This window comes from Microbacterium sp. BDGP8 (assembly GCF_029991045.1).
Taxonomy (GTDB): domain Bacteria; phylum Actinomycetota; class Actinomycetes; order Actinomycetales; family Microbacteriaceae; genus Microbacterium; species Microbacterium plantarum.
Window position 1 is genome coordinate 317,314 of the sequence record NZ_CP120712.1, and the last position, 26,718, is coordinate 344,031.

The 26,718-nt window shown below is 71.9% G+C and carries 21 protein-coding genes; 14 read left to right on the plus strand and 7 right to left on the minus strand.

Annotation, left to right across the window (positions count from 1 at the left end; all coding sequences use genetic code 11):
• Window positions 1-4: 4 nt before the first annotated feature.
• From P6897_RS01520 to P6897_RS01530, 3 genes are read left to right on the plus strand one after another with little or no spacing between them, the layout of a single operon-like run.
• Window positions 5-820: a protein phosphatase 2C domain-containing protein gene (locus tag P6897_RS01520; RefSeq protein WP_114588980.1), complete on the plus strand. Its 816-nt coding sequence runs from the start codon at window positions 5-7 to the stop codon at window positions 818-820.
• Complete coding sequence (locus P6897_RS01525; protein ID WP_282501886.1) at window positions 820-2,073, plus strand: FHA domain-containing protein; 1,254 nt, start codon at window positions 820-822, stop codon at window positions 2,071-2,073. The genes P6897_RS01520 and P6897_RS01525 overlap by 1 nt, the downstream gene beginning before the upstream one ends.
• Window positions 2,070-3,740, plus strand: a complete 1,671-nt coding sequence (locus P6897_RS01530) for a serine/threonine-protein kinase (protein ID WP_274178166.1) — start codon at window positions 2,070-2,072, stop codon at window positions 3,738-3,740. The genes P6897_RS01525 and P6897_RS01530 overlap by 4 nt, the downstream gene beginning before the upstream one ends.
• 9 nt (window positions 3,741-3,749) lie before the next feature.
• Here the strand turns inward: P6897_RS01530 and P6897_RS01535 are convergent, their stop codons facing one another.
• The 3 genes from P6897_RS01535 to P6897_RS01545 form a co-directional block, all read right to left on the minus strand.
• Entirely contained in the window at window positions 3,750-5,120 is a 1,371-nt protein-coding gene (locus tag P6897_RS01535; RefSeq protein ID WP_282501887.1) for a serine/threonine-protein kinase, read from the minus strand.
• Between the two features lie 115 nt (window positions 5,121-5,235).
• Window positions 5,236-8,034 carry an alpha-L-rhamnosidase gene (locus P6897_RS01540; protein WP_282501888.1) on the minus strand — a complete coding sequence of 933 codons (2,799 nt, stop codon included), beginning with the start codon at window positions 8,032-8,034 and terminating at the stop codon, window positions 5,236-5,238.
• The gene (locus tag P6897_RS01545; RefSeq protein ID WP_282501889.1) at window positions 8,031-11,000 is read right to left on the minus strand and encodes a sugar-binding protein; all 2,970 of its coding nucleotides are present in this window, start codon (window positions 10,998-11,000) and stop codon (window positions 8,031-8,033) included. Before P6897_RS01545 ends, P6897_RS01540 begins: the two co-directional genes overlap by 4 nt.
• Window positions 11,001-11,218: 218 nt before the next feature.
• On the opposite strand from P6897_RS01545, the gene P6897_RS01550 reads away from it, so the two are divergent.
• Genes P6897_RS01550 through P6897_RS01595 form a run of 10 tightly spaced genes read left to right on the plus strand, consistent with a single transcriptional unit; the run spans window position 11,219 to window position 21,407 of the window.
• Entirely contained in the window at window positions 11,219-12,580 is a 1,362-nt protein-coding gene (locus P6897_RS01550) for an extracellular solute-binding protein (protein ID WP_274178170.1), read from the plus strand.
• Window positions 12,581-12,630: 50 nt separating this feature from the next.
• Window positions 12,631-13,578, plus strand: a complete 948-nt coding sequence (locus tag P6897_RS01555) for a sugar ABC transporter permease (protein ID WP_282501890.1) — start codon at window positions 12,631-12,633, stop codon at window positions 13,576-13,578.
• Entirely contained in the window at window positions 13,575-14,513 is a 939-nt protein-coding gene (locus P6897_RS01560) for a carbohydrate ABC transporter permease (protein WP_112615917.1), read from the plus strand. The genes P6897_RS01555 and P6897_RS01560 overlap by 4 nt, the downstream gene beginning before the upstream one ends.
• Window positions 14,510-15,391, plus strand: a complete 882-nt coding sequence (locus tag P6897_RS01565; protein ID WP_282501891.1) for an NAD(P)-dependent oxidoreductase — start codon at window positions 14,510-14,512, stop codon at window positions 15,389-15,391. The genes P6897_RS01560 and P6897_RS01565 overlap by 4 nt, the downstream gene beginning before the upstream one ends.
• Entirely contained in the window at window positions 15,388-16,647 is a 1,260-nt protein-coding gene (locus tag P6897_RS01570; protein ID WP_282501892.1) for an enolase C-terminal domain-like protein, read from the plus strand. Before P6897_RS01565 ends, P6897_RS01570 begins: the two co-directional genes overlap by 4 nt.
• Window positions 16,648-16,697: 50 nt before the next feature.
• Window positions 16,698-17,990, plus strand: coding sequence for a DUF4038 domain-containing protein (locus P6897_RS01575; RefSeq protein WP_282501893.1), 1,293 nt, complete (start codon window positions 16,698-16,700; stop codon window positions 17,988-17,990).
• Window positions 17,987-18,934, plus strand: a complete 948-nt coding sequence (locus tag P6897_RS01580; protein ID WP_282501894.1) for a sugar kinase — start codon at window positions 17,987-17,989, stop codon at window positions 18,932-18,934. The genes P6897_RS01575 and P6897_RS01580 overlap by 4 nt, the downstream gene beginning before the upstream one ends.
• Entirely contained in the window at window positions 18,931-19,536 is a 606-nt protein-coding gene (locus P6897_RS01585) for a bifunctional 4-hydroxy-2-oxoglutarate aldolase/2-dehydro-3-deoxy-phosphogluconate aldolase (RefSeq protein ID WP_282501895.1), read from the plus strand. The genes P6897_RS01580 and P6897_RS01585 overlap by 4 nt, the downstream gene beginning before the upstream one ends.
• Window positions 19,533-20,375 carry a hypothetical protein gene (locus P6897_RS01590; protein WP_282501896.1) on the plus strand — a complete coding sequence of 281 codons (843 nt, stop codon included), beginning with the start codon at window positions 19,533-19,535 and terminating at the stop codon, window positions 20,373-20,375. Before P6897_RS01585 ends, P6897_RS01590 begins: the two co-directional genes overlap by 4 nt.
• A gap of 12 nt (window positions 20,376-20,387) precedes the next feature.
• A complete protein-coding gene (locus P6897_RS01595; RefSeq protein WP_282501897.1) occupies window positions 20,388-21,407 on the plus strand; it encodes a LacI family DNA-binding transcriptional regulator in 1,020 nt (339 codons plus the stop codon).
• A gap of 6 nt (window positions 21,408-21,413) precedes the next feature.
• Here the strand turns inward: P6897_RS01595 and P6897_RS01600 are convergent, their stop codons facing one another.
• From P6897_RS01600 to P6897_RS01615, 4 genes are all read right to left on the minus strand, one after another.
• A complete protein-coding gene (locus P6897_RS01600) occupies window positions 21,414-21,869 on the minus strand; it encodes a recombinase family protein (protein WP_282501898.1) in 456 nt (151 codons plus the stop codon).
• Window positions 21,870-21,916: 47 nt separating this feature from the next.
• Window positions 21,917-23,617 carry a cation:proton antiporter gene (locus P6897_RS01605; RefSeq protein WP_282501899.1) on the minus strand — a complete coding sequence of 567 codons (1,701 nt, stop codon included), beginning with the start codon at window positions 23,615-23,617 and terminating at the stop codon, window positions 21,917-21,919.
• Window positions 23,618-23,632: 15 nt separating this feature from the next.
• Complete coding sequence (locus P6897_RS01610; protein WP_282501900.1) at window positions 23,633-24,637, minus strand: malate dehydrogenase; 1,005 nt, start codon at window positions 24,635-24,637, stop codon at window positions 23,633-23,635.
• Between the two features lie 64 nt (window positions 24,638-24,701).
• Window positions 24,702-25,292: a CGNR zinc finger domain-containing protein gene (locus P6897_RS01615; RefSeq protein ID WP_282501901.1), complete on the minus strand. Its 591-nt coding sequence runs from the start codon at window positions 25,290-25,292 to the stop codon at window positions 24,702-24,704.
• 63 nt (window positions 25,293-25,355) lie between these two features.
• Here P6897_RS01615 and P6897_RS01620 point away from each other — a divergent pair, with 63 nt between their 5' ends.
• Window positions 25,356-26,708, plus strand: a complete 1,353-nt coding sequence (locus tag P6897_RS01620; protein ID WP_282501902.1) for an MFS transporter — start codon at window positions 25,356-25,358, stop codon at window positions 26,706-26,708.
• Window positions 26,709-26,718 lie beyond the last annotated feature (10 nt).

A 26,718-nucleotide genomic window follows, 5' to 3' on the forward strand; every position in this document is an offset into this window, starting at 1 on the left:
CCCCATGTCGCTACGGGTGGGGCACGGGGCGGCGACTCACGCCGGCCTGCGCGGTCGCGCGAACGAGGACTCGTATCTCGCCGCAGCGCCCGTCTTCGTCGTCGCCGACGGCATGGGCGGACACGAGGCCGGAGCCCGTGCGAGTGCGGCGGCCGTCGCAGAGTTCCAGTCCCTGGTGGGGGCCGCCGTGGTGTCGAACGGCGAGGTCCGCGCCGCCATCGAGCGAGCCCGCGTGAACATCGACGCGCTCGCCACCGGCCAGCGTGCGGCGGGCACGACCCTCACCGGTGTCGTGCTCACGCGCGTCGGAGACGCCGGTTACTGGCTGGCATTGAACATCGGCGACTCGCGCACATACCGGTGGGCGCGCGGACGCCTCGAGCAGATCAGCGTCGACCACTCCGTCGTGCAGGAGCTCGTCGATTCGGGCCAGATGGACGCCGAGACCGCCGCGCGCCACGCTCGGCGCAATGAGATCACGCGGGCGCTCGGCGCAGGCAGCGTCGGCCAGGCCGATTTCTGGATGCTGCCGGCGGAGAGCGGCGACCGCATCCTCGTCTGCTCCGATGGCCTGTCGACCGAGCTCGACGACGAGCGAATCGCCCGTATCCTCGACGAGGAGACCGAGCCGCAGGAAGCCGCGCAGCGGCTCGTCCACGAGGCGTTGCTGCACGGAGGCCGCGACAACGTCACGGTCATCGTCGTCGATGCGCTGGGAGACGGCGGTGACGACGCGTACGACACCGTGCCGTCCGCCCAGCCGGATGACGCGGACATAGACACCCGGCCGCGCGCAGCGGCCGCAGGGGGGAGAGCCTGATGGTCGAGGTCCGCTACGTTCCGGCAACGGGCGCGGAGCAGTGGCGCGTCGCACTCGCGCCCGCCGCGGCCGTCGCCCTGCCCGCGAACGTCTCGATCCCGACGGTCGAGGCCGTGTGGCGCCGGTTGGAGGAGCGCGGCATCGGGGCGGTGATCGAGGCCCTGACGGGCGCGTTCGGCACGTCGCTGGCCGCCATTCCCGACTTCATCCTGGCGATCGTCGAGGGCGACGGGCTCCGCGTCGCCGTCCGCGGCCCGGTCGAGCTCGTCGTCGAAACGGAGTCGGGCCCGCTGTCGGTCTCGGGCCAGGGGGTCTCGACGTGGGTCGAGCGCCACATCCCCGGCGTGCAGCGCGCGTCGGCGCTCTTCGCCGACGCGGCGGACGAGGCCGCATCGCTTCCGTTCGTCGAAGGTGTCGTCGCGGCCGATTCGGTCACGGTGGATCTGACGGGCGCGCGACCGGGCGTTCGCCCCGCGAGTCCGTTCGTCGCGGCGCCGACCACACCGGCCGTGCCCGCACCGGAGTCGCCGGCACCGTCCTCCGTCGAGCCCCCCACCGCTGCTGCTCCCGCGTCGCCGGCGCCCCCGGCTGCCCCGGCGGAGGACGAGAGCGAACTCCCGTTCGACGAGTCGCCTGGGGCGCAGACCTTCGTCCCGCTCAGCGACACGGCAGCCGCCGATGAGCACGCGATGATCTGGGGTGAGACGGTCGTGCGTCCGACGCTTTCCGTCGAGCAGCCGGATGCCGCCGAGTCCGGCGCGCCCGCCGACGACGCGACCGTCGTGTCGTCTCCGCCCGCGCCGGCCGGCGATCATGACGGCGAGACCATCGCGGTCGCCGACATCCGCAGCGCGCGGCGGACCGAGCCCGCGGTCTACGAGTCGACGGAGATCGTCCCCGCACGCCGTCTCACGCGGGGACGCATCCGCGTGTCGGACGGGCAGGTCGTCGAACTCGACAACACGGTGATCATCGGTCGGCGTCCGCGCTCTCCGCGCTCGACGGGCGATATGCTGCCCACGCTCGTCGCCGTCGAGAGTCCTGAGCAGGACATCTCGCGCAACCACGTCGAGATCCGCGCGGAGGGCGAGCACGTCCTCGTCGTCGACCTCGACACGACGAACGGATCGGTGCTGCTTCGCGGCGGCAACGACCCGGTGCGGCTGCATCCGAGCGAGCCGACGATGGTCGTCTCGGGCGACGTGCTCGACATCGGCGACGGTGTGACGATCGCCTTCGAGGATCTCCCGTGAGCGCGAAGCGACCCCCGGCGCCGCCGCCCCAGCTGCCGGGCTTCACCTACCTCGAGCTTCTGGGCTCGGGCGGCTTCGCCGACGTCTACCTCTACGAGCAGCACCTGCCCCGGCGCAAGGTCGCGGTCAAGGTGCTGCTTCCCGAGCGGATGGCCGGTGGCTCGGTGGAGCAGTTCACCGCCGAGGCGAACGTCATGGCGATGCTGTCGACGCATCCGGCGATCGTCACGATCTATCAGGCCGGCCTGTCGGATGACCAGCGTCCGTACCTGGTCATGGAGAACTGTCCGCGGCCGAACCTGCAGGTGCGGTATCGCGCCGCTGCGTTCTCGGTCGCCGAGGCCCTCCGCGTCGGCATCCAAGTCGCCGCCGCCGTCGAGACCGCGCATCGCGCCGGCATCCTGCACCGCGACATCAAGCCCGCCAACATCCTGGTGACGGAGTACAACCGCCCGGCGCTGACCGACTTCGGCATCGCGACGACGACAGAGGGGGCCGACGAGACCGCCGGGATGTCTATTCCGTGGTCGCCGCCCGAGGCGTTCGGCGACGGTCCCGATTCGGGCGTGCGGTCGGACGTCTATGCGCTCGGCGCCACCATCTATACGCTTCTGGCCGGTCGTTCGCCGTTCGAGCAGCCCGGCGGCCGCAACGGCGCCGCAGACCTGATCCAGCGCATCGAGACCGCGCCGCTCGCGCCACTCGACCGTGCCGACGTTCCGCCCTCGCTGCAGCAGGCACTGGCACGTGCGATGGCGAAGAGCCCGGCAGCTCGCTTCGACAGCGCCGTGTCGTTCGCCCGCGCGTTGCAGCGCGTTCAGATCGAGCTGGCCCATTCGGTCACGCCGATCGACATCCTCGATGATTCGCCCGACGCGGAGGAGGAAGAGGATGCCGACGGCGAGCTGACTCGCGTTCGCGGGATCGTGAGCATCGAGCCGACCACCGCGCCTCCCGCGGGGTCGACCCGTCGCAAGAGCGGCGCGGAGGCGTCGTCGCCGTTCGCCCCATCCGCATCGGGCTCGCCGTTCGCGCCGTCGGCGCCCGACGAGACGATGCTCCGACCGTCGGCGCGTGCCGGGCAGGACTCGACGGTCCGCCGACCGCGCACGGTCGAGCCGGTCGCCGACCAGACAGTGCAGCGCGCAGCCGCGGCGCACGGCACCGCCGCGAGCTCGCCGAACCCGGATGCCGCACACGCCGAGCCCGATGGGCATTCGGCCGCGGGTCCAGCCGAGAGCACCTCGGCGGGACGTTCGCGTTCCTGGCTGTGGATCGCCCTCGGCGGCGTCGCGGCAGCGCTCGTGGTCGCCGTCGTCGTGGTGGCGAGCATGCTTCAGCCGACCGCGCCCGCGGAACCTCGAGCGAGCGAGTCTCCCTCCAGCGCCCCTCAGGATCCGCTCGCCGGTTTCGTGCCGCGCGTCGGCGACCTCGCGGGCACGGCGGCCGGTGCCGACGTGACGTTCACCTGGACGAATCCGAATCCGGCCGAGGGCGATTCGTATCTCTGGTACCCCGTCACGCTCGACGGCGCCGCCGCGCCCCAGCGTGTGGAGGACGAGACCGTCACCGTTCCCGCCGACCCGTCGGGCCGGACCTGCATCGAAGTCCAGCTCGTGCGCGCGAACGGCGGGGCGGGGGATGCCGTGCGAGGCTGCACGCCCTGACGTCGGTCGTCAGCCGCGGCCGGGCTTGTCCTGATCCCGCTTGTTCTCGCGCTCTTCGGCCTTCTTCTGCTCGTCGGCGGCCTTCTCAGCTTCTCGCTCTGCCTTCTTCGCCGCCTCTTCGGCGGCCTTCCGGTCGGCCTCGGAGGCCGGTCCGTCCTGCTCCGTCGTGTTCTCGACGGGCGCGGCAGGCTGTTCTTCCGACTCGGCGGTCTGCTCGTCCACGACGGTGACCGGCTCGGTTGTCTCGGTGATCGTCGGCTCGGGAACGGCGGACTGCTCGGTGTCGGCGGGCGTGCTCGGAGCGGTCTCGCCGGTGGAACCGGCAAGCCACATGCCGCCGAGCGCGGTGGCCGCGAGAGTCGCGGCGGCCACGCCCCCGATGAGTCCTATCCGCGCCCGCGAGGGCCGCCGGCGCTCGCGGGCCGGCGCTCGCGCGGTTCCCGCGGCAGTCGCGGGGAGGATACGCGTCGCGGTGCCGGTTGCGGCAACGGGCGTCGCCGCCGCGACCGATGCGGGAACGGGAGGCAGGGCCGGCGCTGCTGGACGCTCCGCGAGGTCGTTCGCCGCCGAGAACACTTCGGCCGCGCTCGGCCGGTCTTCCGGACGCATCGCTGTCATACCCCGGAGCAGCGCGGCCCAGGCGGGGTCGAGCGTGTCGGGGATCTCGGGCGCGATGGTGAGTCGTGCAAGCGCCTCGCCGAATCCTTCCGCGCGGGGGAAGCCCCGCTGCCCGGTGAGAGCCTCGAGCACGACCAGGCCGAGCGCGTAGATGTCGGCGGGCGGAGCAGGCGGCGCGCCGGTGAGCTGCTCCGGGGAGAGGTAGGCAGCCGTTCCGATGACGGTTCCGGGCTGAGTGAGCCGAGCGGCATCCACGAGGACGGAGATCCCGAAGTCGGCCAGCTTCGCACCCGACCGGCTGCCGAGCATCGGCGACTGCGACAGAAGGACGTTCGAGGGCTTGATGTCGCGGTGCACGATCCCGGCGTCGTGGACGACGTGCAGCGCCTCGGCGAGGTCGGCGGTCAGAGCAGCGACGTCACCCGCGGGGAGGGGGCCGCCGGCGATACGGGCGGCGAGCGTCGGGCCGTCCACGAACTCCATGACCAGGTACTCGGCGCGACCCGGTGCGAGTTGGGCGTCGTAGAGGGTCACCAGTGCGGGGTGGTTGAGCGAGGCGAGCACGGTCATCTCGCTTCGGGCGCGGGAGGATGTCGTCGCCCCTTCCAGCTCGGGACGCAGCAGCTTGATGGCGACGGTGCGACCGAGCAGCACATCCTCGGCTCGGTGGACGCGAGCCATGCCGCCCTGGCCGACGCATTCGCCCAGCAGGTAGCGACCGTCGAGCATCGCCTCTGTGGGCGGCGGTTCGTTCGTGGCCATGGCGTCCTCCGGCGACCGTGCCCCGGGACGGCTCGGCCAGGCTCCACGGTAGAGATCGTCCGGCCGGGTGCCAGGGTCTTGACACCGGGCGGCGGGGCGGGGCGGATGCCGCAGCTCAATGCGTGAGCGCTGCGAGCGCCCCATCGATGCGGGTGACGAGCGCGTCGGGCGCCGAGACGGCGGCGAGCTCGTCGCGCAGACGGCTGCCCGGGACCCACCGGATGTAGGCGTCGAACTCCGCTGCCATTTCGGGGGAGTGTCCAGCGATCGATCGGGATACGACGCCGCAGGCGTCCGGGGTGTCGGCGATCAGGGCGAGGTCGGAGTCGACACCGATCGGGGCGAGGGTGCGGACCGGCGTGGTCGCGTCCCACGTATGGGTTCCGGCGCCCACCGGGAACGGCGCGCGGTCGCCGAGGTCGACGATCGCCGTCACCCCGTGCGGAACCTGCGCCCGGACGCGGATCTGCCCTCGGATGTCGGCATCCCGCTCCCACGACACCGAGGCGCGTCCCCGGGGGGTGTCGTGCGCGACGTCGGCGTGCTCGAGAGCAGAGACGAACCATGGCTGGATCCGTACCTGCGCCCAACCGGGTTCCGCGCACGCCAGCCCGCCGACGCGTCGGTGCAGCACATCGCCGACGGACCCGAGAGCGTAGTGGTTGAGGGATGTCATGCCGGAGGGATGCAGCGAGCCGTCGGGGCGGACGGCATCCCAGCGTTCCCACATCGTCGTCGCTCCCTGCGACAGGGGATAGAGCCAGGACGGGCACATGGTCTGCAGCAGCAATCGTTCGGCCGCCCACTCCTGTCCGTTCGACAGCAGTGCGTCGAGGACGAGCGGGGTCCCGAGGAACCCCGTCGCCATCCGGTAGCCGCCGGCGCGGAGGAGGAAGGCGAGCCGCTCGGCCGCGGCGGAACGCAACGACACCGGGAGCAGGTCGAACTCGAGGGCGAGGGCGTAGGCGGTCGGGGCATCGGAGGCGAGGCGGCCCCGCGGGGTGACGTACGACGCGACGAACGCATCGCGCACTTCGGCGGCGAGCGCGGCGTAGCGGCCGGCCGCCGGTGCGTCGTCGGAGCGGGCGAGCGCGTCTGCGGTCAGCCGAGCCGAGCGGGCGAAGTAGGCCGTGGCAATGAGCCCCGGGTCGGTCTTGGCCTTATCGGGCCGGGCCGAGGTCGGATCGAGCCAGTCGCCGTACTGGAACCCGCGCTCCCACAGTCGTTCGGGTCCTGCCGCATCCGCCACGGCATCGACCCACGCCCGCATCGCGTCCGTCATCCGCTCGAGCACCCGCTGATCGCCGAACCGCTCGTGCAGAACGGTGGGGATGACGGTGACCGCGTCGCCCCAGCCGGCGGCCATCGTCTCGCCGAGACGCCCGAGCGCCTGCGGCACCACCGTCGGCACGCGGCCGCCCCGCGCGCGCTGCTCGGCCGCGACGTCTTCCAGCCAGGACGCGAAGAACGCGTCCGCGTCGAAGAGGGATGCCGCCGTCGGGGCGAACACCTGGGCATCGCCCGTCCAGCCGAGCCGCTCGTCGCGCTGCGGGCAGTCGGTGGGCAGCGCGAGGGCGTTGCCGGCGAAGCTCCACACGATGTTCTCGTGCAGGCGCGTGAGGCGCTCGTCGGAGCAGGAGAACCACCCTGTTCGCCTCAGGTCGGTGTGCAGCACGACGGCGGTGAAATCCGCCGGGTCGAGCTCACCCGGGTAGCCGGTGACTTCGACGTAGCGGAACCCGTGGAAGGTGAAGCGCGGCTCGCAGACGGTGTCGGCGGCGCCGTCGAGGATGAACGTGTCGGTGGCAGCGGCAGCCCGCAGCGGCCGGGTGTTCAGCCGTCCGCCCTCGAGCGCCTCCGCATGGCGCAGAACGATGCGGGTACCGGCCGGGCCCGAGACGCGGAACCGCACGCGCCCGACGAGGTTCTGGCCGAAGTCCAGCAGGACGCGCTCGGGGTCATCGCTCGCGGGCATGGCTGCGACGGGCAGAGACCGGATGCGCCGCACCGGCTCGACGTCGATGGCTTCCGGCTGCCGACCGGGTTGGGACAGGGCCGGCGTCTCCCACGCCGCATCGTCGAAGCCGGCGGCTTCCCACCCGCGCGGCCGCCGGCGGAGGTCGATCTCGTCACCGGCGTAGAGCCCACTCGAGACGAGTTCGCCATCACCGGAGAGTCGCCATCGGTCATCGGGGCGGATCTCCTGGACGTGCCCGTCGCGGTGCCGCAGGCGGAGAAGGGGTGAGGCAGCGGGCTGGTCGCCGTAGAAGCGTTCCGCCGTCTCGCCGAACCCGTACGCCTCGGTGTACCAGCCGCCGGCGACCTCGACCGCGAGGGTGTTCGTCGCGCCGACGCGGACGAGGGGCGTGACATCGGTCAGATGCAGGGGGAGTCGGTGCTGGTATGCCGTCCAGCCGGGGTTCAGCACGGCGTCGTCGACCTCGACACCGTTGAGGCGCGCGCGGTAGACGCCGTGCGCCGTCACCTGGAGCTCCGCGGCGACGACCGTTTCGGCGACCTCGAAGTCGCGCCGGGCGAGGAACGGCTGGGCGGTACGGCGGGGGCTGGCGAGGCGCAGGAACGGAGCGTTCCACGCCTCGGCGGGGAACCCCGCGCGGATCTCGCAGGGCTCCGACCAGGCGCTCGCCGTGCCGTCGGCGCCGATGACGCGGGCCTCGAGTCGGTGCGCGGCGCCGGCTCGCAGCGGTGCGAACGGCCAGTCCTCGAGGATGCCGTAGGGGCGCGTGGCCACGGTCGTCCCACCGTCGAGCCGCAGCTCGGCTCGGGTCGCCTCCCACGCGGCGGGCGCCTCGACGAGCCACGACACGGGCGGCCGCGGTGAGGCGGCGACGGACAGATCCCGCCGCCGCCCCACGCGCAGGCCGACGATGCGTGGCTCCTTGGCGACGGTCACGATCGGCGGGTCAGGCGGCGCGTGACGAGCAGTGCGATGCCGGCGGCCCCGGTCGCGGACGCGGCGGCGAGCCACGCGAGCGGGGATGAGCCGCCCGTACTCGCCAACGCGCGGGCGTGGGTGGCTCCGGCCGCGGTGCCGTTGCCGCCGGCGGGGGTGCCGGGTGCCGCCGAACCCCCGTCGCCCGGCGTCACGGGCTGCGTCGGTTCGACAGGTGGTTCGACGACGGGCGCCGGCGCGAGCAGCCGCACGGCGGTGAACTCGCCCGAGTCCTTCTCGCCCGCGATGCCGCCGCCCCAGGAGAGGAAGCCGGCGCGCCCGGTGCCGTCTGCCTCGTTGACGATCGCGGCGCTGCTGAGGAGGGATGTCGCCCTGTCGACGCCGCGCAGCAGGGTCCAGGGGATCGCCGTCTCGTACACCGTCCGCCCGGCGGCGTCGTCGCGCGAGATGGCCACCGGAGCGCCCGGCACCGGCCCCGCCCCCGCGTCGACGGAGAGCCAGCGGTACAGCTGGGGACCGGCGCTCGTGAGCGCCATGCCGAACTCGTGCCAGGTGGTCGCGGCGCCGGGGGCGCCGCCTGCGACGGTGAACTGGATGGAATCGCCCTGCCAGATGTTCGCGCTCTGCGCGGGCTGGTCGTGCACGTCGTCCGTGACATCGGCCGAGAAGTACAGGTACTCCTCGTCCCACGTGAGCCAGGCGACAGCGGACTGGTCGGCCTCGTCGTCGGCTTCCGGGTTGGCGGAGAAGGCGATCGGCGTGACGCCGTCGAGGTCGTCGAGCGTGCCGTCGACGGTGATCGTGCGATGAGCGGCCGGCAGAACGGACGCCTGCTCGACCGGCGCGACGCGCCCCGAAGCGGTCAGCGTCACCCCGTCGACGACCGCCGTCGCAGTGAAGGGCGCGGGCCCCGCGAGCGCATCGAGCGGGACGTCGATGACGACATCCGCCTCCGGCTCGATCGTCGCCGGCGCTTCCGGCTCTCCGCCGTCGTCGCCCAGCGTGTACGACAGCGAGTCAAGCGCACGGGGTGCGGCCGAAGCGTTCGCGACACGGATGCGGAGCACCGAGGCCCCCTCTTCGGTGAAAGCCTGCGCCGCCTGGAGCGTCACGGGTTCGCTCGCAGACGTGGCGGCGCGCAGCGTGCCGACGTAGTGGTCGCCCTCGTAGACGCGTGCGCTCGTCTCGTACGTCCCCGCGGTCGCGGGAGCCGGGAACGAGACCGCCGTGGTCGCGACAGCGCCGGGAGCGGTCGTCTGGACCGCCTCGGACCCGTCCGGCAGGACGAGCCGCCACGACGACGCGGCATCCGCCCGGCCCTGCACGGTCCACGAGCCCGTGACCGGGGCTCCGACGACACCCGGGTCGAGCGTCAGCCCGGCATCGGTCTGCGCGATGGACGTGACCTCACCGCGGACGTACAGCGGTTCCGTGCCCGTCGACGCCAGCACCGGGGCGCCGGCACCGCCGGTGACGGTTTCAGCGGCACCGTACATCGTCGTCAGCTCGGCGGACCCGGCTACCTCGAGTGCCACCGTCTGCGGGGCATCCGACCACAGGACGTGGAGCGGTCCGTCGGCGGTGTCGAATCGCACCCGGCGCAGTCCCGGCAGCGGTTCGTCGCGCTCGGCGAACGCCGCCGTCGCGAGGACGTCGGCCGCCACGGAGTAGGCGGTGAACGAGGGCTTGGGGGTGAAGGCCCCCAGCTCGTCGTCGGGGTGGTGCAGCAGGCCGAAGTTCTCCTCCGTCTCGGCGTCGTCGACGCCATCGTTGACGAGGTCGTACACGTAGTACCGGGCGGCGTCATGGGCTGCCGCGATCACGGCCGACTTCGCGATGTCGGCCGCCTGCTGGCGCTCGGGCACCGCCCGCGCGTTGGTGCCGGTCGGCCAGCCGTGCTCGGTGATCCACAGCGGCTTCGACTCGCCGCCGTTGTAGCGCCGCACCAGGGCGTCGATGCGCGTCAGCGTGTCGTCGAGCGCGTCGGCTCCGACGGGGTAGCTGTAGGGGTGCAGGACGATGCCGTCGAGGTGATCGAGCGCGCCGAGCTGGAACGTCCGCTCGAGCCAGTCGGTGTTGAGGTTGGCCACCGCGGGGCCGATGACCGGCAGATCGGGACTGACCGTCTTGATCGCGGGCGCCGCGGCGGAGAGCAGGGCGACATAGTTCTCGGGCGAGACGTTGGTGTTGCCACCGAGCCCGAGATCCCACTCGTTCCACACCTCGATGCCGGTGGACATGTCGCCGAACTCCGCGGCCATCGCCGCGGCATAGTCGGCGTACGCGGCCACCGCGTCGGGGCTGACGGGGCCGTTGCCCGCGTCGTACAGGGGGTTTCCGTAGCCGGCCAGCAGCAGCGGCCGGATCCCCTGTTCGCGGGCGGGGTCGAGGAACTCCGCCCGGGCCCGCGACCAGTCGTAGACGCCCGGCTGCGTCTCGACCTCGCTCCAATAGACCTCGTCGCGCAGCTGGGCGAAGCCGCCCGTGGTCAGCGCCTGCATCGACGCCGGATCCCAGGACTGCCCGTAGTGCGTGGCGGCACCGAACCGGCCGGTCGCCGAAGCGGCGGCATCCGCGTCGGGGAGGATCGCGAACGTCGTCGCGGCGTCTGCCACTTCGTCACCGGTCGCGGTCACCTCGAGGCGGTACCAGCCGCGTTCGGTGACGTCGGGCGTCAGCGCGCCATCGGCCGGTTCCGTACCGTCGTCGACGACCTCGCCCCAGCCGTCGACCACGCGCCACGCGACCGTCGGGGCCGTCGTGTCGTACCGGAACGACACCGTGTCGCCGGCGTGGAACAGGTTGCCCCACGCGTCGGGTTCGATCGAGAGCGCGGGTGCGTCTGCGGATGCCGGCGCGGCGAGCGCGACGCTGGCTGTGGCAGCGAGGGCAAGCGCGGCGGAGGCGGCGACGAGCCGCGGGACGGGACGGGGGGGACGGATGCTTCGGCACGCGGTGCTCCTCATCGAGTGTTCGCGGATGGTGGACGGGAGGAAAATCGTTTGTCCAGCGGGCAGTCTGGCCGCCAGGCGAGTCGTCTGTCAACACGTGCGCCGAGACGAATCTCGGATCTTCAATGCATCGACACGCTCGAACACTTTTGTTTTGACGTGTCGGGTCGAGAGGTGCTAGACATCGGAGAGCAATCGTTTTTCCTGCTTGCCACTCACACCTAGGAGTTTCAATGACGAAACGTTTCCGTTCCGTCGCGGCCGCAATCGCGGTCGGAGGCCTGTCCGTCGCCGCCCTCGCGGGCTGCAGCAGCGACGCCTCGGCGCCCGCCGACGGCACCGTCACGATCGAGATCGGCGACCGCCCGACCGCCGACCGGCCGGAGGACCGCGCCTACTTCGACGAGCGCGTCGCCGCGTTCGAGAAGGCGAACCCCGACATCGACCTGCAGCCCGTCGAGACGGGCTACGACGCCTCGACGTTCCAGGCGCTCGCCGCCGGCGGCAGCCTGCCCGATGTCATGAGCGTCCCGCTCACCGAGCCGCAAGGGCTCATCAAGCGCAACCAGGCAGCCGACATCACCGACGCGCTCGAGAGCGAGGGCCTGCTCGACGCGCTGAACCCGACCATCCTCGCCCTCACGAAGAACAGCGAAGACCGTGTCTTCGCGATCCCGACGAACGCGTACTCGTTCGGGCTGGTCTACAACCGCGATCTCTTCGCCCAGGCGGGTCTCGATCCCGAGAACCCGCCGAAGACCTGGGACGAGGTCCGCGAGGCGGCGAAGAAGATCAGCGACGCGACCGACGCCGCCGGCTTCTCCGTGCTGACGACCGCGAACACCGGCGGGTGGCAGTTCACCGGCATGACCTACTCGTTCGGCGGGACGGTCGAGAACGAGGACGGCTCGAAGGCGACCTTCGACGACACCCCGTCGACCGATGCGCTCGATCTGCTGCAGACGATGCGCTGGGAGGACGGCACGCTCCCGGAGAACACCCTCTACGACGTCCAGTCGCAGGGGCAGGACTTCGCCGCCGGCAAGATCGGCATGATCCTCGGTGCGAGCGACTCGTACTACAACGTCGTCCAGAACCTGAAGCTGCCCGCCGAGCAGTTCGGCATCGGCGGGATGCCGCAGTCCAGCGGCACGCAGGGCACGCTGAGCGGTGGCACGGTGCAGATCGTCAACCCGAACGCGAGCGACGCCGAGAAGGCCGCCGCCGTGAAGTGGGTGGAGTTCTTCTACCTCCAGCGCTTCCTCGACGAGGACACCGCCGTCGACGACGCGCGCGCCTCGAACGAGGCCGGCTCGGTCACGGGCCTGCCCGGACTGCCGGTCGTCAACGCCGATCAGTACTCCGAGTACTTCACCTGGATCGCCGACTACATCAACGTTCCGAGTGAGAACTTCACGCCCTACCTCGAGGCCTCGGCCGACATCCCGATCGTGCCCGAGCCCGTGAACAACGCGCAGGAGGTCTACGGCGCGCTCGACACCGTCGTCCAGACGGTGCTCACCGACAAGGGCGCCGACATCCCCGCTCTTCTCTCCACCGCTCAGAGCGACGTCCAGTCCCGCCTGAGCCGCTGACCCGACGGGGCGGGCCGACGACCTCGGCTCGCCCCCGACCGGAGGACCCCATGACCGACGTGAGACCGCGGACCCGGACGACGACATCCGCGTCCGCTTCCCCCGAGCCCGCCCCGCCGCGGCGGCGCCGCCGTTGGCGTCCCAGCCTGACGGCGCTCGCCATCGCGGCGCCCGCGATCCTCGTCTTCCTGTACTTCTCGTGGGGACCGATCGTCAGCTCGCTCGCCATGAGCGTGCAGCGCGTCGTCATCGGCGGCGAGAGCAGCTTCGTCGGGTGGGAGAACTTCGCGTACGTCCTCTCCGACCCCGGGCTGCCGCAGGCGACCCTGAACACGATCTACTACACGGTCCTCGCCGTGCTGTTCGGATTCCCGGTGCCGCTGGCCCTCGCCGTCTTCATCTCCGAGATGCGTTCGCGCAGCTGGTACTTCAGTGCGCTCGCCTACCTGCCGGTCATGGTGCCGCCGGTGGTCGCGATCCTGCTGTGGAAGTTCTTCTACGCCCCCGACGCCGACGGCCTCTTCAACACCGTGCTCGGCTGGGTCGGCATCGGGCCGCTGCCCTGGCTGAACTCGACGGCGACCGCCATGCCCTCGATCGTCCTCGAGACGACGTGGGCCGGCGCGGGCACGGCGATCATCATCTACATCGCGGCCCTCACGAGCATCCCCTCCGAGCTCTACGAGGCCGCCGAGCTCGACGGCGCTGGCATCTGGCGTCGCGTCTGGCACGTGACCCTGCCGCAGATGCGCGGCATCATCGCGACGATGCTGCTGCTGCAGATCATCGGCACGATGCAGATCTTCACCGAGCCGTTCCTCTTCACCGGCGGCGGGCCGCAGGGAGCCACCAAGACGCTGCTCATGACCATCTACGACTACGCCTTCGTGCGCGTCGACTACGGCGCCGCGACCGCGCTGAGCGTGCTGCTCGCCGCATCGCTCGGCCTGCTGTCGCTCCTCTACTTCCGACTGACCCGACGCTGGAGCCGAGCATGAGCGCCCTTCTTCCCACCCGGCGGCTCGCCCGGCGTCGCGACGTCGCACCCGATCCGCTCACACGCACCAACATCTCCGACAGCGACCGCCAGCGACCCTCGGTGCGCGTGTGGCTCGGCATCGGACAGGTCGTGGTGCTGGCTGGTCTGCTGATCGCCGGACTCGGCCCGCTCATCTGGCTCGCGCTCGCCGCGGTCTCGCCGACGCAGGACCTCATCCGCGGCCCGTTCTCGTTCTTCGCCAGCGGGACCGTGCAGTGGGAGAACCTCGCGATCGCGTGGGAGCGGGGCCGCATCGGCCACTACCTCACCAACACGGCGATCCTCGCGGCGGGATCGGTCGTCGTGACCCTCGTCGTCTCGACGACGGCGGCCTTCGTCATCACGGTGCTCCGGCCGCGGTGGGGCAAGCTGCTCTCCGGAGCCATCCTCGCCACGCTGTTCATCCCGTCGATCGTCTCGCTCGTGCCGCTGTACCTGACGGTGCGCGAGCTGCCGGTGCTGGGCGTCTCGCTGATCAACACCTGGTGGGCCGTGTGGCTGCCCGCGGGCGCAGCGGCGTTCAACGTGCTCATCATCGCCCGGTTCCTCGAGGCGATCCCCGCCGACCTCTACGAGGCGGCCCGCATCGACGGCGCCGGCCCGCTCCGCATCCTCTGGAGCATCGTGCTTCCGCTGTCGCGACCGATCCTCGGGGTCGTGGGCCTGCTGACGGTCGTCGCGTCGTGGAAGGACTACCTGTGGCCCCTCCTCGTGCTGCCCGACCCCGACAAACAGCCGGTGTCGGTGGCGCTGCCTCGCCTTGCCGACCAGACCGAGCTGAGCGTGCAGATGGCGGCCCTGTTCCTCTCGCTGATCATCCCCGTGGCGCTGTTCCTCATCTTCCAGCGCCAGTTCCTGCGCGGCGCGAGCATGGCGGGCGGGGTGAAGGGATGAGCCGCATCCTCGTCACCGGCGCCGACGGCGAGATCGGTCGTGCGGTCAGCGACCATCTCGTCGCGAGCGGCCACCAGGTCACTGCGCTGTCCCTCGCATTCGGCGGAGAACACCCCGCGGACCGGCAGATCACGGGCGACGCGACCTCGCGGGCCGACGTCGAGGAAGCGATGCGCGACGCCGACGCGGTCGCGCACTTCGCCGCCATCCCGCATCCGAGCCTTGGCACCCCGTACGACATCTTCCGCGTCAACACCTCGGCGACGTTCAACGTGCTCACGCGCGCCGCCGAGGCGGGTGTGCACCGGGCGGTCATCGCCAGCAGCATCAACGCCATCGGCTACCCGAACAATCCGCACGACACGTTCCCGCCGGCGTTCCCGCTCGACGCCGGGACGCCGCCCGACATCGCCGACGCCTACTCGCTGTCGAAGCTGGCCGACGAGGCGACGGCCCGGTACGCCCACCGGCGGTACGGCATCGACGTCGTCGCGCTGCGGTTCCCGTTGGTGAAATGGCCGCACGTCCTGCGCGACGTCGCCGACGAGGTCCGCGCGGATCCCGTGCGGATGGCCCGCGAGGGCTGGGCGTACCTGACCATGACCGACGCCGTGCGCGCGGTGGAGCGGGCGCTCTGGGCGGATGTCGCCGGCGCCGAAGTGGTGCCGCTCAGTGCCCGCGACACCCTCCTCGACGTGCCGACGGCCGAGCTCCTGCGCCGCTACGCGCCTGCGGTCGAGCCGCCGGCGCACCTCGCCGGGCACGACGCGCTCGTCGACCTGACGACGGCGCGGACGGTGCTCGGCTTCGAGCCCCGAGAGTCGATCCACGATGGCACCGCCACCCCCTACCCGGCACGCGTGAGGAGCGACCGATGACGACAGAGCCCACGACCTTCGATCAGCCCTGGATGCCGCGCGAGAACGTCCGCATCACGGACGTGCGGGCGATCGTGACGGCGCCCGAGGGCATTCCGCTGGTCGTCGTCCGCATCGACACCGACCAGGACGGACTGTGGGGATACGGCTGCGCGACCTTCACGCAGCGCTGGCAGGCCGTCGTCGCCTTCCTCGACCACCTGCGCCCGCTGCTCGTCGGTCGATACCCCGGCGACATCGAAGACCTGCTGCGTCTGGTGCGGTTCACCGGCTACTGGCGCGAGGGACCGGTCGGCAACAACGCGCTCTCGGGCATCGACATGGCGCTGTGGGACATCGCCGGCAAGCGCGCCGGGATGCCGGTGTACGAGCTGTTCGGCGGGCGGGTGCGTGCCGCGGCCGACACCTATCTGCACGCCGAGGGTGCCGATCTCGACGAGACCACGGCGCACGCGCGCGAGCTCATCTCCGCCGGCCAGCGTCACGTGCGCATCCAGACCGGCCAGCAGGGCGTCGGACATTACGGCGCGCCGCCCGTCGCGGGCTCCTTCGCGTGGGCGAAGAACCCCGCGGGCTGGCGGGTCGAGGACTATCTCGTCCGCACGCCGCAGCTGTTCGCCCACGTGCGCGAGGCGCTCGGCGACGGCGTAGAGCTGCTGCACGACGTCCACTCGCGACTGACCCCCGCGACCGCGATCGCCCTCGCCCGTTCGCTCGAGCCGTACCGGCCCTTCTTCCTCGAGGACGTGCTCGCACCCGAACACTGGCACCGCCTCGCCGAGGTGCGGGCCGCGTCACCCGTGCCGATCGCGGTCGGCGAGCTCGCGACATCCTTCACCGACGCCGCCCGCCTCATCCGCGAGCATCACGTCGACTACATCCGCAGCCACCTCTCGGATGTCGGGGGCGTCAGCGCCGCGCGCCGGCTCGCGGTCCTCGCCGACATCGAGGGTGTGCGCACGGCCTGGCATTCGCCCGGCGACGCCTCGCCGTTCGCCGTGGCCGCGGCGGTCGCGCTCGATGTGACCTCGCCGGCTTTCGGCATCCAGGAGGGTCACGTCTACAACGACGAGACCCACGAGGTCTTCCCCGGCATGATCGACATCGTCGACGGCTGGCTGACGCCCAACGACGCCCCCGGCTGGGGGATCGAGATGGACGAGGCCGCCGCCGCCCGCTTCCCCGCCGGTCTCTCCGGGCACGACGCCTGGGCCGCGGGGGTCCGCGCGCCCGACGGCGCCCTCATCGCGCCCTGAGCGTCCGCTTCTCGAACCTCCGAACCCGAACCCGAACCCGAAAGAGATCCATGACCACCTGGTCGATCGCGCCCTCGGGGCGCTGGCTGCTGCACGGCGGCGAACCGACGTTCCTCCTGGCCGACACCGTCTGGGCGGCCTTCGGCGGGCCCACCGAGAACGAATGGCTCGACCATCTCGAACTCCGCCGGCGTCAGGGCTTCAACGCCCTGCTGATCAGCGTCCTGCCCATCGAGCACGACCGATCGACGGGCACCCGGTCGCCGTACGCGCTGCGCGACGGTGCCGTCGATTTCGGCGCCGGTGATCCGGACTACTGGACCGAGGCCGAGCGGCTGCTCGAGCAGGCTCGCGAGCGCGGCTTCACGCCGATGCTCGTGCTCCTGTGGAACAACTTCGTCCCGGGTACGTGGGGCTCCCGCCTCACGCCCGAGCACGTGCTCAGCGCGGACCAGACCGAGACCTACGTGCGCGAAACGGTCGCGAGGTTCCGCCGCTTCGATCCGATCTGGATCGTGTCGGGCGACGACGACCTCGACGACGACGTCGCACTCGAGCGGTACAGCTCGGTGGCGGCGCTGCTGCGCGAGGTCGCACCCGGCCAGCTGGTCACGTGGCACGACACTCCGACCGCGAGGATGCCGCAGCCGCTGGCCGACAGCGAACTCGTCGACTTCCATGCGCTGCAGTCGGGACACAACGAGGCCTGGGACACGCTGCCTGCCGACCTGACCCACTACTACCGCGCGCTCGATGTCGCTCGACCGATCATCAACCTCGAGCCCTGCTACGAGGGACTCGGGCGTTTCCGCGGCGCCGCGCGGCACTCGGCCGCCGACGTCCGTCGCGCCAGCTGGACCGGCGTCGTCTCGGGCGCTGCCGCAGGCCTGGGGTACGGCGCGCACGGCGTCTGGTCGTGGCATCGTCGCGGCGAGGGATTCTCAGCCGAAGACGTGCACGGGGCGCCCTTCCCCTTCTCGGTCGCCGCGGCGTTCCCCGGCGCCGACGATGTCGCGTACCTCCGCCGGGTCGTCGACGCGGAACGGCTGTGGGGACTCGATGCGGCTCCCGATCTGCTCGTCGCCGAGCCCTCCGGGGCCGTCACCGGGCGCGCTCCCGACGGCACGATCGCCGTTTACGCGCCCACCCCCTTCGCGCTCACCCTCGTTCTCGGCGACGTCGAGGCTGCCGGCCTGGAGGTCACCGTCCACGACCTGGCGGCACGGCGACCCGATGCCGCGCGATGGACCGCGGTGGACGGCGGCATCCGGCTCAAGCAGCCCGAGTTCACCGGCGACGCGCTGTTCGTGCTGCGCCCCGCTCGCAGCGGCGGCGAACGATGAGCGCCCGGATCGTGACGTTCGGCGAGGCGCTCGCCACCGCGACCGTCGACGAGGCGGGAACTCTGACCCGGGCGACGGTCGCGGGTGCCGAGCTGAACACCGCGGTCGGGCTCGCGCGGCTCGGGCACGACGTCGCGTGGGCCTCGCGGCTCGGCGACGACGCTTTTGCCGGGCTCGTGCGCGAGACACTCCGGGCCGAGGGCATCGACGATCATCTCGTCGTGGCGGCGCCGGGGGAGCAGACAGGGCTGATCGTCAAGCATCGCCTCGACGACGGCGACATCCGCTCCGAGCACTACCGCGCCACGAGCGCCGCGAGCCGGCTGCGCTCGGATGATCTTCCGGCAGCGGCGCTCGACGGAGCCGACTGGCTGCACGCGACGTGCATCACGCCGGCCCTCGGTGCCGGCCCGAAGGGGCTGTTCGAGAACGTCCTGCACGACGCGTCGATGCGCGGCATCCCCATCTCGCTCGATGCCAACCACCGGCCCCAGCTGATGTCGGAGGACGAGCTCCGAGCGGTCGTCGACGACTGGATCGACGTCGTCGACACGTTCTTCTGCAACGAGGACGAGGCACGCATCCTCACCGGCACCACCTCGACGGAAGCCGCCGTCGACGATCTCGCCCGCCGGGGCCCCCGCGTCGTCGTGGTCAAGCTCGGCGGTCGCGGCGCGCTGGCCGGAGACGCCGACGGTCGGCGTTTCACCCCGGCCTCCGTCGTCGCCGAGCCGACGCACCCCGTCGGCGCAGGCGACGCGTTCGCCGCCGCGTGGATCTCGTGCACGCTGCGCGGCGACACCGTCGATGTCGCGTTGCCCATCGCCGCGTGGTGCGCGGCCCGGGTCGTGGCCGATCCCGGCGATCACGACGGCTTTCCGCGGCGTGCCGAGCTCGACGCCTTCGAAGCGGCCCGGCGCGAGCTCGCGGAGGCGGGACGATGACCGCGGACGTGCGCGCCGCGCTCCGCGCCGCTGCCGTCGTCGCCGTGCTGCGGGCGCCGTCGGAGGCGGAACTGCGTCGGCAGATCGACTTCGCCGTCGACGCCGAGCTGCCGGTGCTCGAGATCACGACGACCACCCCGGGGTGGGACCGCGTGCTGGCGGAGATCGCCGGTGACACCGCATTCGATCGCATCCTGCTGGGTGCGGGAACCGTCACGACGGTGGCCCAGGCTGAGGCGGCGCGGGATGCCGGGGCACGCTTCCTGGTGTCGCCGACGATCGTCGAGGATGCCGTACGCGCGGCGGCCGGAGAAGCAGCATTCATCGCGGGCGGATTCACCCCGACGGAGCTCCGCGCCGCTGCCGCAACGAGCGGCATGGCGAAGCTCTTCCCCGCCGCGAGCGGCGGTCTCGGGCACCTGCGCGCGGTTCGAGACGTGCTGCCCGACGTCGGGATCATGCCGACCGGCGGCATCGGCGTCGACGACGCCGCCGACTGGATCGCCGCGGGCGCGATCGCCGTCGGGATCGGCGGCGGGCTCTTCCGCGAGCCCGTCGACCGCGTGCGCAGGCTCGTCGGGTCGCTCCGGCGGACGTCGTGACCCGGTTCCGGATCGGGTCGGACGACCTCGTCGCGGTCGTCGAGGCCGACGGGGCTCGCATCTCGTCGCTGCGCCACCTGCCCACTGAGCGTGAGCTGCTCGCGTCGACGCCGTGGGCCGACGACCCCGTCGACGCCTTCGTCATGGCCGACTCGAGCGCGCAGTGGCATCGCGCCTACCGCGGCGGGTGGCATCTGCTGCTGCCGCGGGCGGGCGACAGCCCGGCAACGGCGTCTCCGCCCCAGCCGTTTCACGGCGAAGCGGCCTGGCGCACGTGGCGCCTGACCGGCAGCCGCAACGCCTGCCGCGCGTCGGTCGTCCTTCGCACCGTCCCGCTCGCGATCGACCGGTGGATGTCGGTGCGCGCGAACATGCTCGTGATCGAGACCGCGGTACGGAACGTGGGCAGTGAGCCGGTGAGCTACGGATGGGCCGAGCACCCGGCGTTCGCGGGCGAACTGTTCGGTCCTTCCTCCACGGTGCGTACGGGCGACCGCGTCGTGCCGCTCGACCCGGCACCCGCGGCATCCTTCACCGACCTCGCCGCGCCCGCGGGCGACGTGACGATCACCGCGCCCGAGGCCGGGGTCGAGGTCGCGCTGACCTGGGACGCGGGCCTGATGCCGCGACTCTACGTGTGGCAGGAACAGCGGGGGAGCACCGGCTTCCCGTGGTGGGGTGCGATGGATGCCGTCGGGCTCGAGCCGGCCGCCGACCCGTACGGCACACCTCTAGACGCGCTCGGCTCGCTGAAGCTCGAGCCCGGGGAGAGCCGGGAATCCGTCGTCTCGCTACGTGTCGACCGATCGGGCGATGTGGCGCCGGGGGCGACGTCATAGACTCGAAGCGAGATGGCGAGAAAAGCGATTTCCCTCCGTGACGTTGCGGCTGTCGCCGGCGTCTCGGTGTCGACCGTGTCGAAGGTGCTGCGCGGACAGGGCAAGGCGTCGGATGCCACGCGCGAGCGCATCTTCGAGGCTGCCGAGCGGCTCGACTTCCAGCCCAACGCGCTGGGCCAGTTCCTCGTCCAGGGGCGCAGCGCCACCGTGGGCGTGCTCACCATGAACGCCCCGGGCGCCTTCACGATGCCCGTTCTCACCGGTGCCACGACGACCCTCGGCACGCGTGACCTGTCGGTTCTCGTGACCGACTCGCATCTCGACCGCACAGTGCTCGCAGCCACGGTCCGCAAGCTCCGCGCCCGCAGCATCGACGGGCTGCTCGTCGTCGGCGACGGCTCCGGGTCGGAGATCTGCTCCGTCACCGCGGGGTTCCCCGCGCCGGTGGTCTACGTCTACGGCATCTCCGACGACGCCGCCGACGCATCGTTCGTCCACGACGGCTACGCCGCCGGGAAGCGCGCCGGCGAGCATCTCATCGCCTCCGGTCGTCGGCGCATAGCGCACATCACGGCCTCTGCCGACGACCACTCGGCGCGCGAGCGCGCGGACGGCCTCGCCGCGGCCCTCGCGGCCGCCGGCGCCGACCTCGCGCCCGAGCTCGTGCTGCGCGGCGATTGGTCACGGGGCTGGGGTCGCGAGGCCGCCGAGCGGCTGATCGCGTCGGGCGAGAGGTTCGACGCCGTCTGCTGCGGCAACGACACGATCGCCCGCGCGGTGATCGCTGCGCTCGCCGAGGCCGGTGTCCGCGTGCCGGAGGATGTCGCCATCACCGGGATGGACAACATCTCGGGCCTCACGGGCCAGGACGATGAGAGCCTGACCACGATCGACTTCCGCCTCGCCGACCTGGGCGCCCGGGCGGCCGCCCACCTGGCCGACGTCATCGACGGACAGCCGTACGAGCCGGGCCTGCACCGGATCGCCGGCGACCTCGTGGCGGGCGAGTCGACTGCGTCGCTGACTGCCTGACCGGCCTCAGGTCTGGCGCGAGCCGAGCACCTTCACGATCACGGAACGTCGGCGCAGCTCGGCGATCGTCCGGGTCTCCTCGTCGGCGTCGCGGCCGAGCGCGTGCACGTCCGAGACCACGACGACATCGCCCGCCGTCAGATGGCCGAACAGTCGCGACAGGCGCTCCTGCCAGCTTTCTCCGGTCTCGGGGGCGGGATGCCGGAAGCCCTCGATCGGAACGCCGAACTGGGCCAGGGCGTCGCGCTGCGCCACGATGCTCGGCATGTCGTCGCGCGAGACGACCAGACCGACGAGGCGAGCGCCGGCAGGGCGGGCTGCCCACCACTCCGGGCTCGGCTGCAGGGCCGCGAAGCTGTCGGGCAGCTCGTCGACGGGGGAGTCGGGCAGCGCGATCGTACGCGTCTCGGCGTAGTCCGCCGCCGGGCGCGTGGTCCGGTCGTCGTCGGTCGGGGTGCTCACCCTCTCATTGTCGCCGACGCGAGAACGGTTTTCACCACGAGTTCGCGTCAGAGGTCGTTCTGGCGCATCTCGAGGCTCACCTGCTGCGAGTCGAGCCGGCGTTGCGACTCGCGCAGCACCTCGGACGAGAACGCGCCCTCGCTCGACAGCTCGAGCAGTCGCGCGCGCATCGCACCGATGAGCAGCAGCTGCAGCTCGCGGGCGAGGGCGCCGGCGTCCTCGTCTGCCGCGTGCTCCAGCCGGCGGCGCGCGATCGTCAGCGTCCGGGCGTCCCACTTGCCGCCTTCTTCGACGGCGAGTGTCGGGTCGGCCAGCCGGTCGATCGCCGCGGTGCGCAGCTCGGCGTCGAGCGCTTCCTCCTCCTCGCGCAGCAGCGAGCTGTCGGCGGTGCTGCTCGGGATACGAAGCGCCCGCACCAGAGCCGGCAGCGTGAGGCCCTGAAGGAGCAAGCTGATGACGGCGACCAGGAACGCGGTGAGGATGAGGAGCTCGCGCTCCGGGGTCTCACGGGGAAGGGTCTGCGCCGCGGCGAGGGTGACGACCCCTCGCATCCCGGCCCACACGATGATCGTGCCGTGCTTCCAGCCCAGCGGCGACGCCTCGTAGTAGTCGAGGTCGTTGAACGCCCGGGTCACCCGGGTGCGCATGCTCTCCAGACGCCGGCGCGTGGCCCCGGGATTGCGGCCGCGCCCGGCGAAATCAGGCGGCAGGCTGTCGAGGCGCTCCGAGATCTGCTCGAGGCGGTCGCGCTGGCGCAGGCGTGCACGACGCCCCTGGAAGAAGATGAGCCCCGCGACGTAGACGGCGCGGATGGCGAGCAGGATCGCGAGCGAGCCGAGGGCGAGCAGGATCGCCTTTCCGGGGCCGCTCTGCTGCCGGAAGTTGTCGTCGAGGATGCCGCGCAGCTCGAGCCCCATCACGAGGAAAACCCCGCCCTCGAGGACGAGCTCGACCGTGCGCCAGTTGATCTCGTCGGAGACTCGCTGCTCGGCGGTGAAGCGTCGTGCGGCACCTTGACCCGTGGTGATGCCCGCCGCGACGGCGGCGACGAGCCCCGAGCCGCCGAGGTGCTCGGTCGGCAGGTACGCCACGAACGGGACGATGAATCCGAGGGCGGTGGCGGCGACCGTGTTCATGCGCGCCCGGACGCGCAGGTTCAGTCCGCCGACGACGACCCCCACGATCACGGCGGCGACGATTCCCCAGACGAAGGTTCCGACCGTGTCGGCGAATGCGAACCCGCCGGCGACCGCCGCGATCGCGCTGCGCAGCAGAACGAGGGCGGTGGCGTCGTTGATGAGGCTCTCACCCTCGAGGATCGTCACGACCCGCGGGGATATGCCGAGCCGCTTGACGATCGAGGTCGCGACGGCGTCGCTCGGGCTCAGCACCGCCCCGAGCGCCACCGCCAGCGGAAACCCGAGCTGGGGCAGAACGAGGGTGAGGAAGCCGCCGATCGCGAGCGCGCTGATGACGACGAGCGCGACGGCGAGCCCCGAGATCGACGGCAGATCGCGCCGGAACTCGACCGCGGGCAGACGCACCGCCGCCGCATAGAGCAGGGGAGGCAGCACGCCGACGAGGATCAGCTCGGGGTCGACCTCGAAGTCGTCGAGGATCGGCAGCCACGACGCGGCCAGTCCGACCGCGACGAGGATCAGCGGCCCCGCGACACCGAGACGTTTCGACAGCGAGGTCGAGACGGCGATCGCGACGACACCGAGGATGAGTCCGGGCAGCAGTTCCACGCGTCCGGGTGCCCGTCAGAGGATGCCGAGGGCCCGGACGGCGTCGCGCTCGTCGATGAGCTCGGCGACCGATGCGTCGAGCCGGTTTCGGCCGCGTTCGTCGAGCTCGAGCCCCGTTACGACGCGATAACCCGAGCCGTCGCTCGTGACGGGGAAGGAGCACACCAGGCCCTCGGGCACGCCGTACTCGCCGCGCGAGACGACGGCGGCCGAGGTGCGCCGGCCGTCGGTGCCGAGCACGTCGTCTCGCACGTGCCGCAGTGCCGCGTTGGCGGCCGATGCGGCAGATGACGCCCCGCGCACCGCGATGATCTCGGCGCCGCGCTTCGCGACGCGAGGCACGAACTCGTCGTCGAGCCAGGCCCGTGCGGCATCCGTTCCGCCCAGCCGTTCGGCGAGCGCGTCGATCGCGGGGCGCCCGGCGACGGTCGCGGAGGAGATGTCGGGGAACTGCGTCGCGGAGTGGTTGCCCCAGATGACCACGCCCTCGATGTCGTTCACGGGCACCTCGAGCCGCGCGGCGAGCTGAGCGACGGCGCGCTCGTGATCGAGGCGGGTCATGGCGCTGAAGCGCTCGGCGGGTACGCCTTCGGCCGCCGACGCCGCGATCAGCGCGTTCGTGTTGGCGGGATTGCCCACGACCAGCACGCGGACGTCGGATGCCGCGGATGCCGCGATGGCCGCGCCCTGCGGGCCGAAGATGCCCGCGTTGGCGGCGAGCAGGTCGCCGCGCTCCATGCCGGCCGATCGGGGCCGGGCACCCACGAGCATCGCGATGTTGGCACCCGCGAACCCCGTGCGCGCGTCATCCGTGACCTCGACCGAGCGCAGCAGCGGGAACGCGCAGTCCTGCAGCTCGAGCGCCGTTCCCTCCGCGGCTCGGACCCCGTCGGGGATCTCGAGGAGGCGGAGATTCACGGGCCGGTCGAGGCCGAGCATCTCGCCGGAGGCGATGCGGAACAGCAGGGCGTAGCCGATCTGGCCGGCCGCGCCGGTGACGGTGACGGTGGTGGCGTCCATGTGCCGAGCCTATTCCTGCCGTCGCGGCCGCACGGGGTGCCGGACCGGAGAATCGACCTCGCGGTCAGCCCTTCTGCTTCGCCTGGTGCCGGGCCACACGGTTGCGGTTGCCGCACCCGGCGGCGGTGCACCAGATCCGATTGCGTCGAGGTGAGCGGTCGAGGTAGACCCACCCGCAGGCGTCGTCGGCGCACTGCCGTGCGGTGGTGAGATCGGATGTCAGCAGGTCGTGGGCGCTCATGGCCACCGCCGCGCGCGGTCCGGAGAGATCAGCGGGCGGCACCCACACCCACGCTGAGGCGGGCTCGTCGAAGCTCAGCGACGAGCGGGCGAGGGCGTCGACGTGCTCGCGGGCGATGAGATCGGCTGCTGCCGAGGAATGCTGGAACACCGCTTCGTAGACCGCCTCGCGAAGCGCGACGACCGCGCGGTGCTCCCGGGCCGCCACGTCCGATTCGGCCCGGGGCAGTGCGCTTCTCGCGGCGCCCGTCGCGGCGCCGACATCCATCTGGTGGCACCACGACACGACGTCGTCGAAGTCGCGGAGGGTGTCGATCGCGCGTTGCGGGTCGAGCCGCCAGTGCACCGTGTCGACCAGATCGAGAGCGGGGTGCCCCGCGACCCGGGGGAACGCCGCTGCGTCGGACTGCGCCACGAATGAATGCTAACGCTCGTCGTCAGCTTGTGCCATTAGTTCAGGGCTGAGAGTGTGTAACGCATGAAAGCCAGAGCACCCATTAGACACTCCGCGGACGGTCTCGGCGCGGACTTCCGCCGTCTCTGGGTCGCGCAGGGGGCCTCCTCTGTCGGAGCGCAGGTCGGCGACCTCGCTCTCCCGCTGCTCGCCGTCGTGGTGCTCGGGGCGAGCGCCGGCGAGGTGGGGCTGCTGGGCGCGGCGAAATGGATGCCGTTCCTGCTCCTCGCGCTGCCGCTCGGCGTGCTCGTCGATCGGTCCCGTCGCCGCCGCATCCTGATCGTCGCGGACCTCGCCCGAGCTTTCCTGACGGTCGTGATCGTCGGCCTCGCCGTCGCCGGGGTGCTGACGTTGCCCGCTCTCGTCGGGCTTGTCCTGCTCTTGGGCGCCTTCACCGTGGCGTTCGACGTGAGCTACCAGTCCTATCTGCCCACCGTCGCGGGCCGGTCTCACCTCGAGCGCGCGAACGGTCGCCTGCAGGCGACGGCCGCCGTAGCTCAGATCGGCGGCCCCGGGATGGCGGGGCTGCTCGTCCAGACGCTGACCGCCGCCTGGGCCCTCATCGCTCCCGCGGCCACGTACCTCGTCTCGGCACTCGCCCTGACGAGCATCTCCACCCGGGAACACCGCCCCGTCCCCAGCGGCCGCGGTGCGCTGTCGGAGTTGCGCGAGGGCTTGCGTTTCGTGCGGCGAGATCGCTTCCTGATCGCCCTCGTCGCATTCGCCGCCATCTACAACCTGTTCGCTCAGGCGATCACGGTGCTGTTCACGGTGCACGCCGTCCGCGAGCTCGGGCTGGATGCGGGGCAGCTCGGGTTGATCTTCGGGCTCGGTGCCGTCGGTGCCGTGGCGGCCGCGGCGAGTGCCCCGGCAGCGGTGCGCCGCTTCGGGGCGGGGTCGGTCTTGATCGCATGCGCAGTCGCGGAGAGCATCGCGCTGTCGATGCTGCCGCTCGTGCCCGCATCCTGGTCGCCCACGGTGCTGGTGGCGGTGCTGGCCGCGGCGTTCGCGCTGAACGGAGCCGGCACGTCGCTGTCGAGTGTCGTCGCCGTGACGTTGCGTCAGCTGCGGACGCCGGACGAGGTCCTCGGGCGCGTGAACGCGACGATGCGCTGGGTCTCGTACGGGGTGGTCGCGATCGGCGCGGCGATCGGCGGCGGGCTCGGTGAGCTGGTGGGCACCCGGGCCGGGATGGCCATCGCGGGTGCGGGCGTCATGCTGACGGTCGTCTGGGTCGTGCTGTCGCCGCTGCGCTCGATCCGCGATCCCCGCGAGCTGGTCGACGCGAGCGGCGTTTCGGACGGAGGGCCCGAGGCGGCGCATCCCGGCTCGTCTCCGTGCGGCGACGTGATGGGCGACGCGCCGCAGGTACGGTAAAGCGCATGAA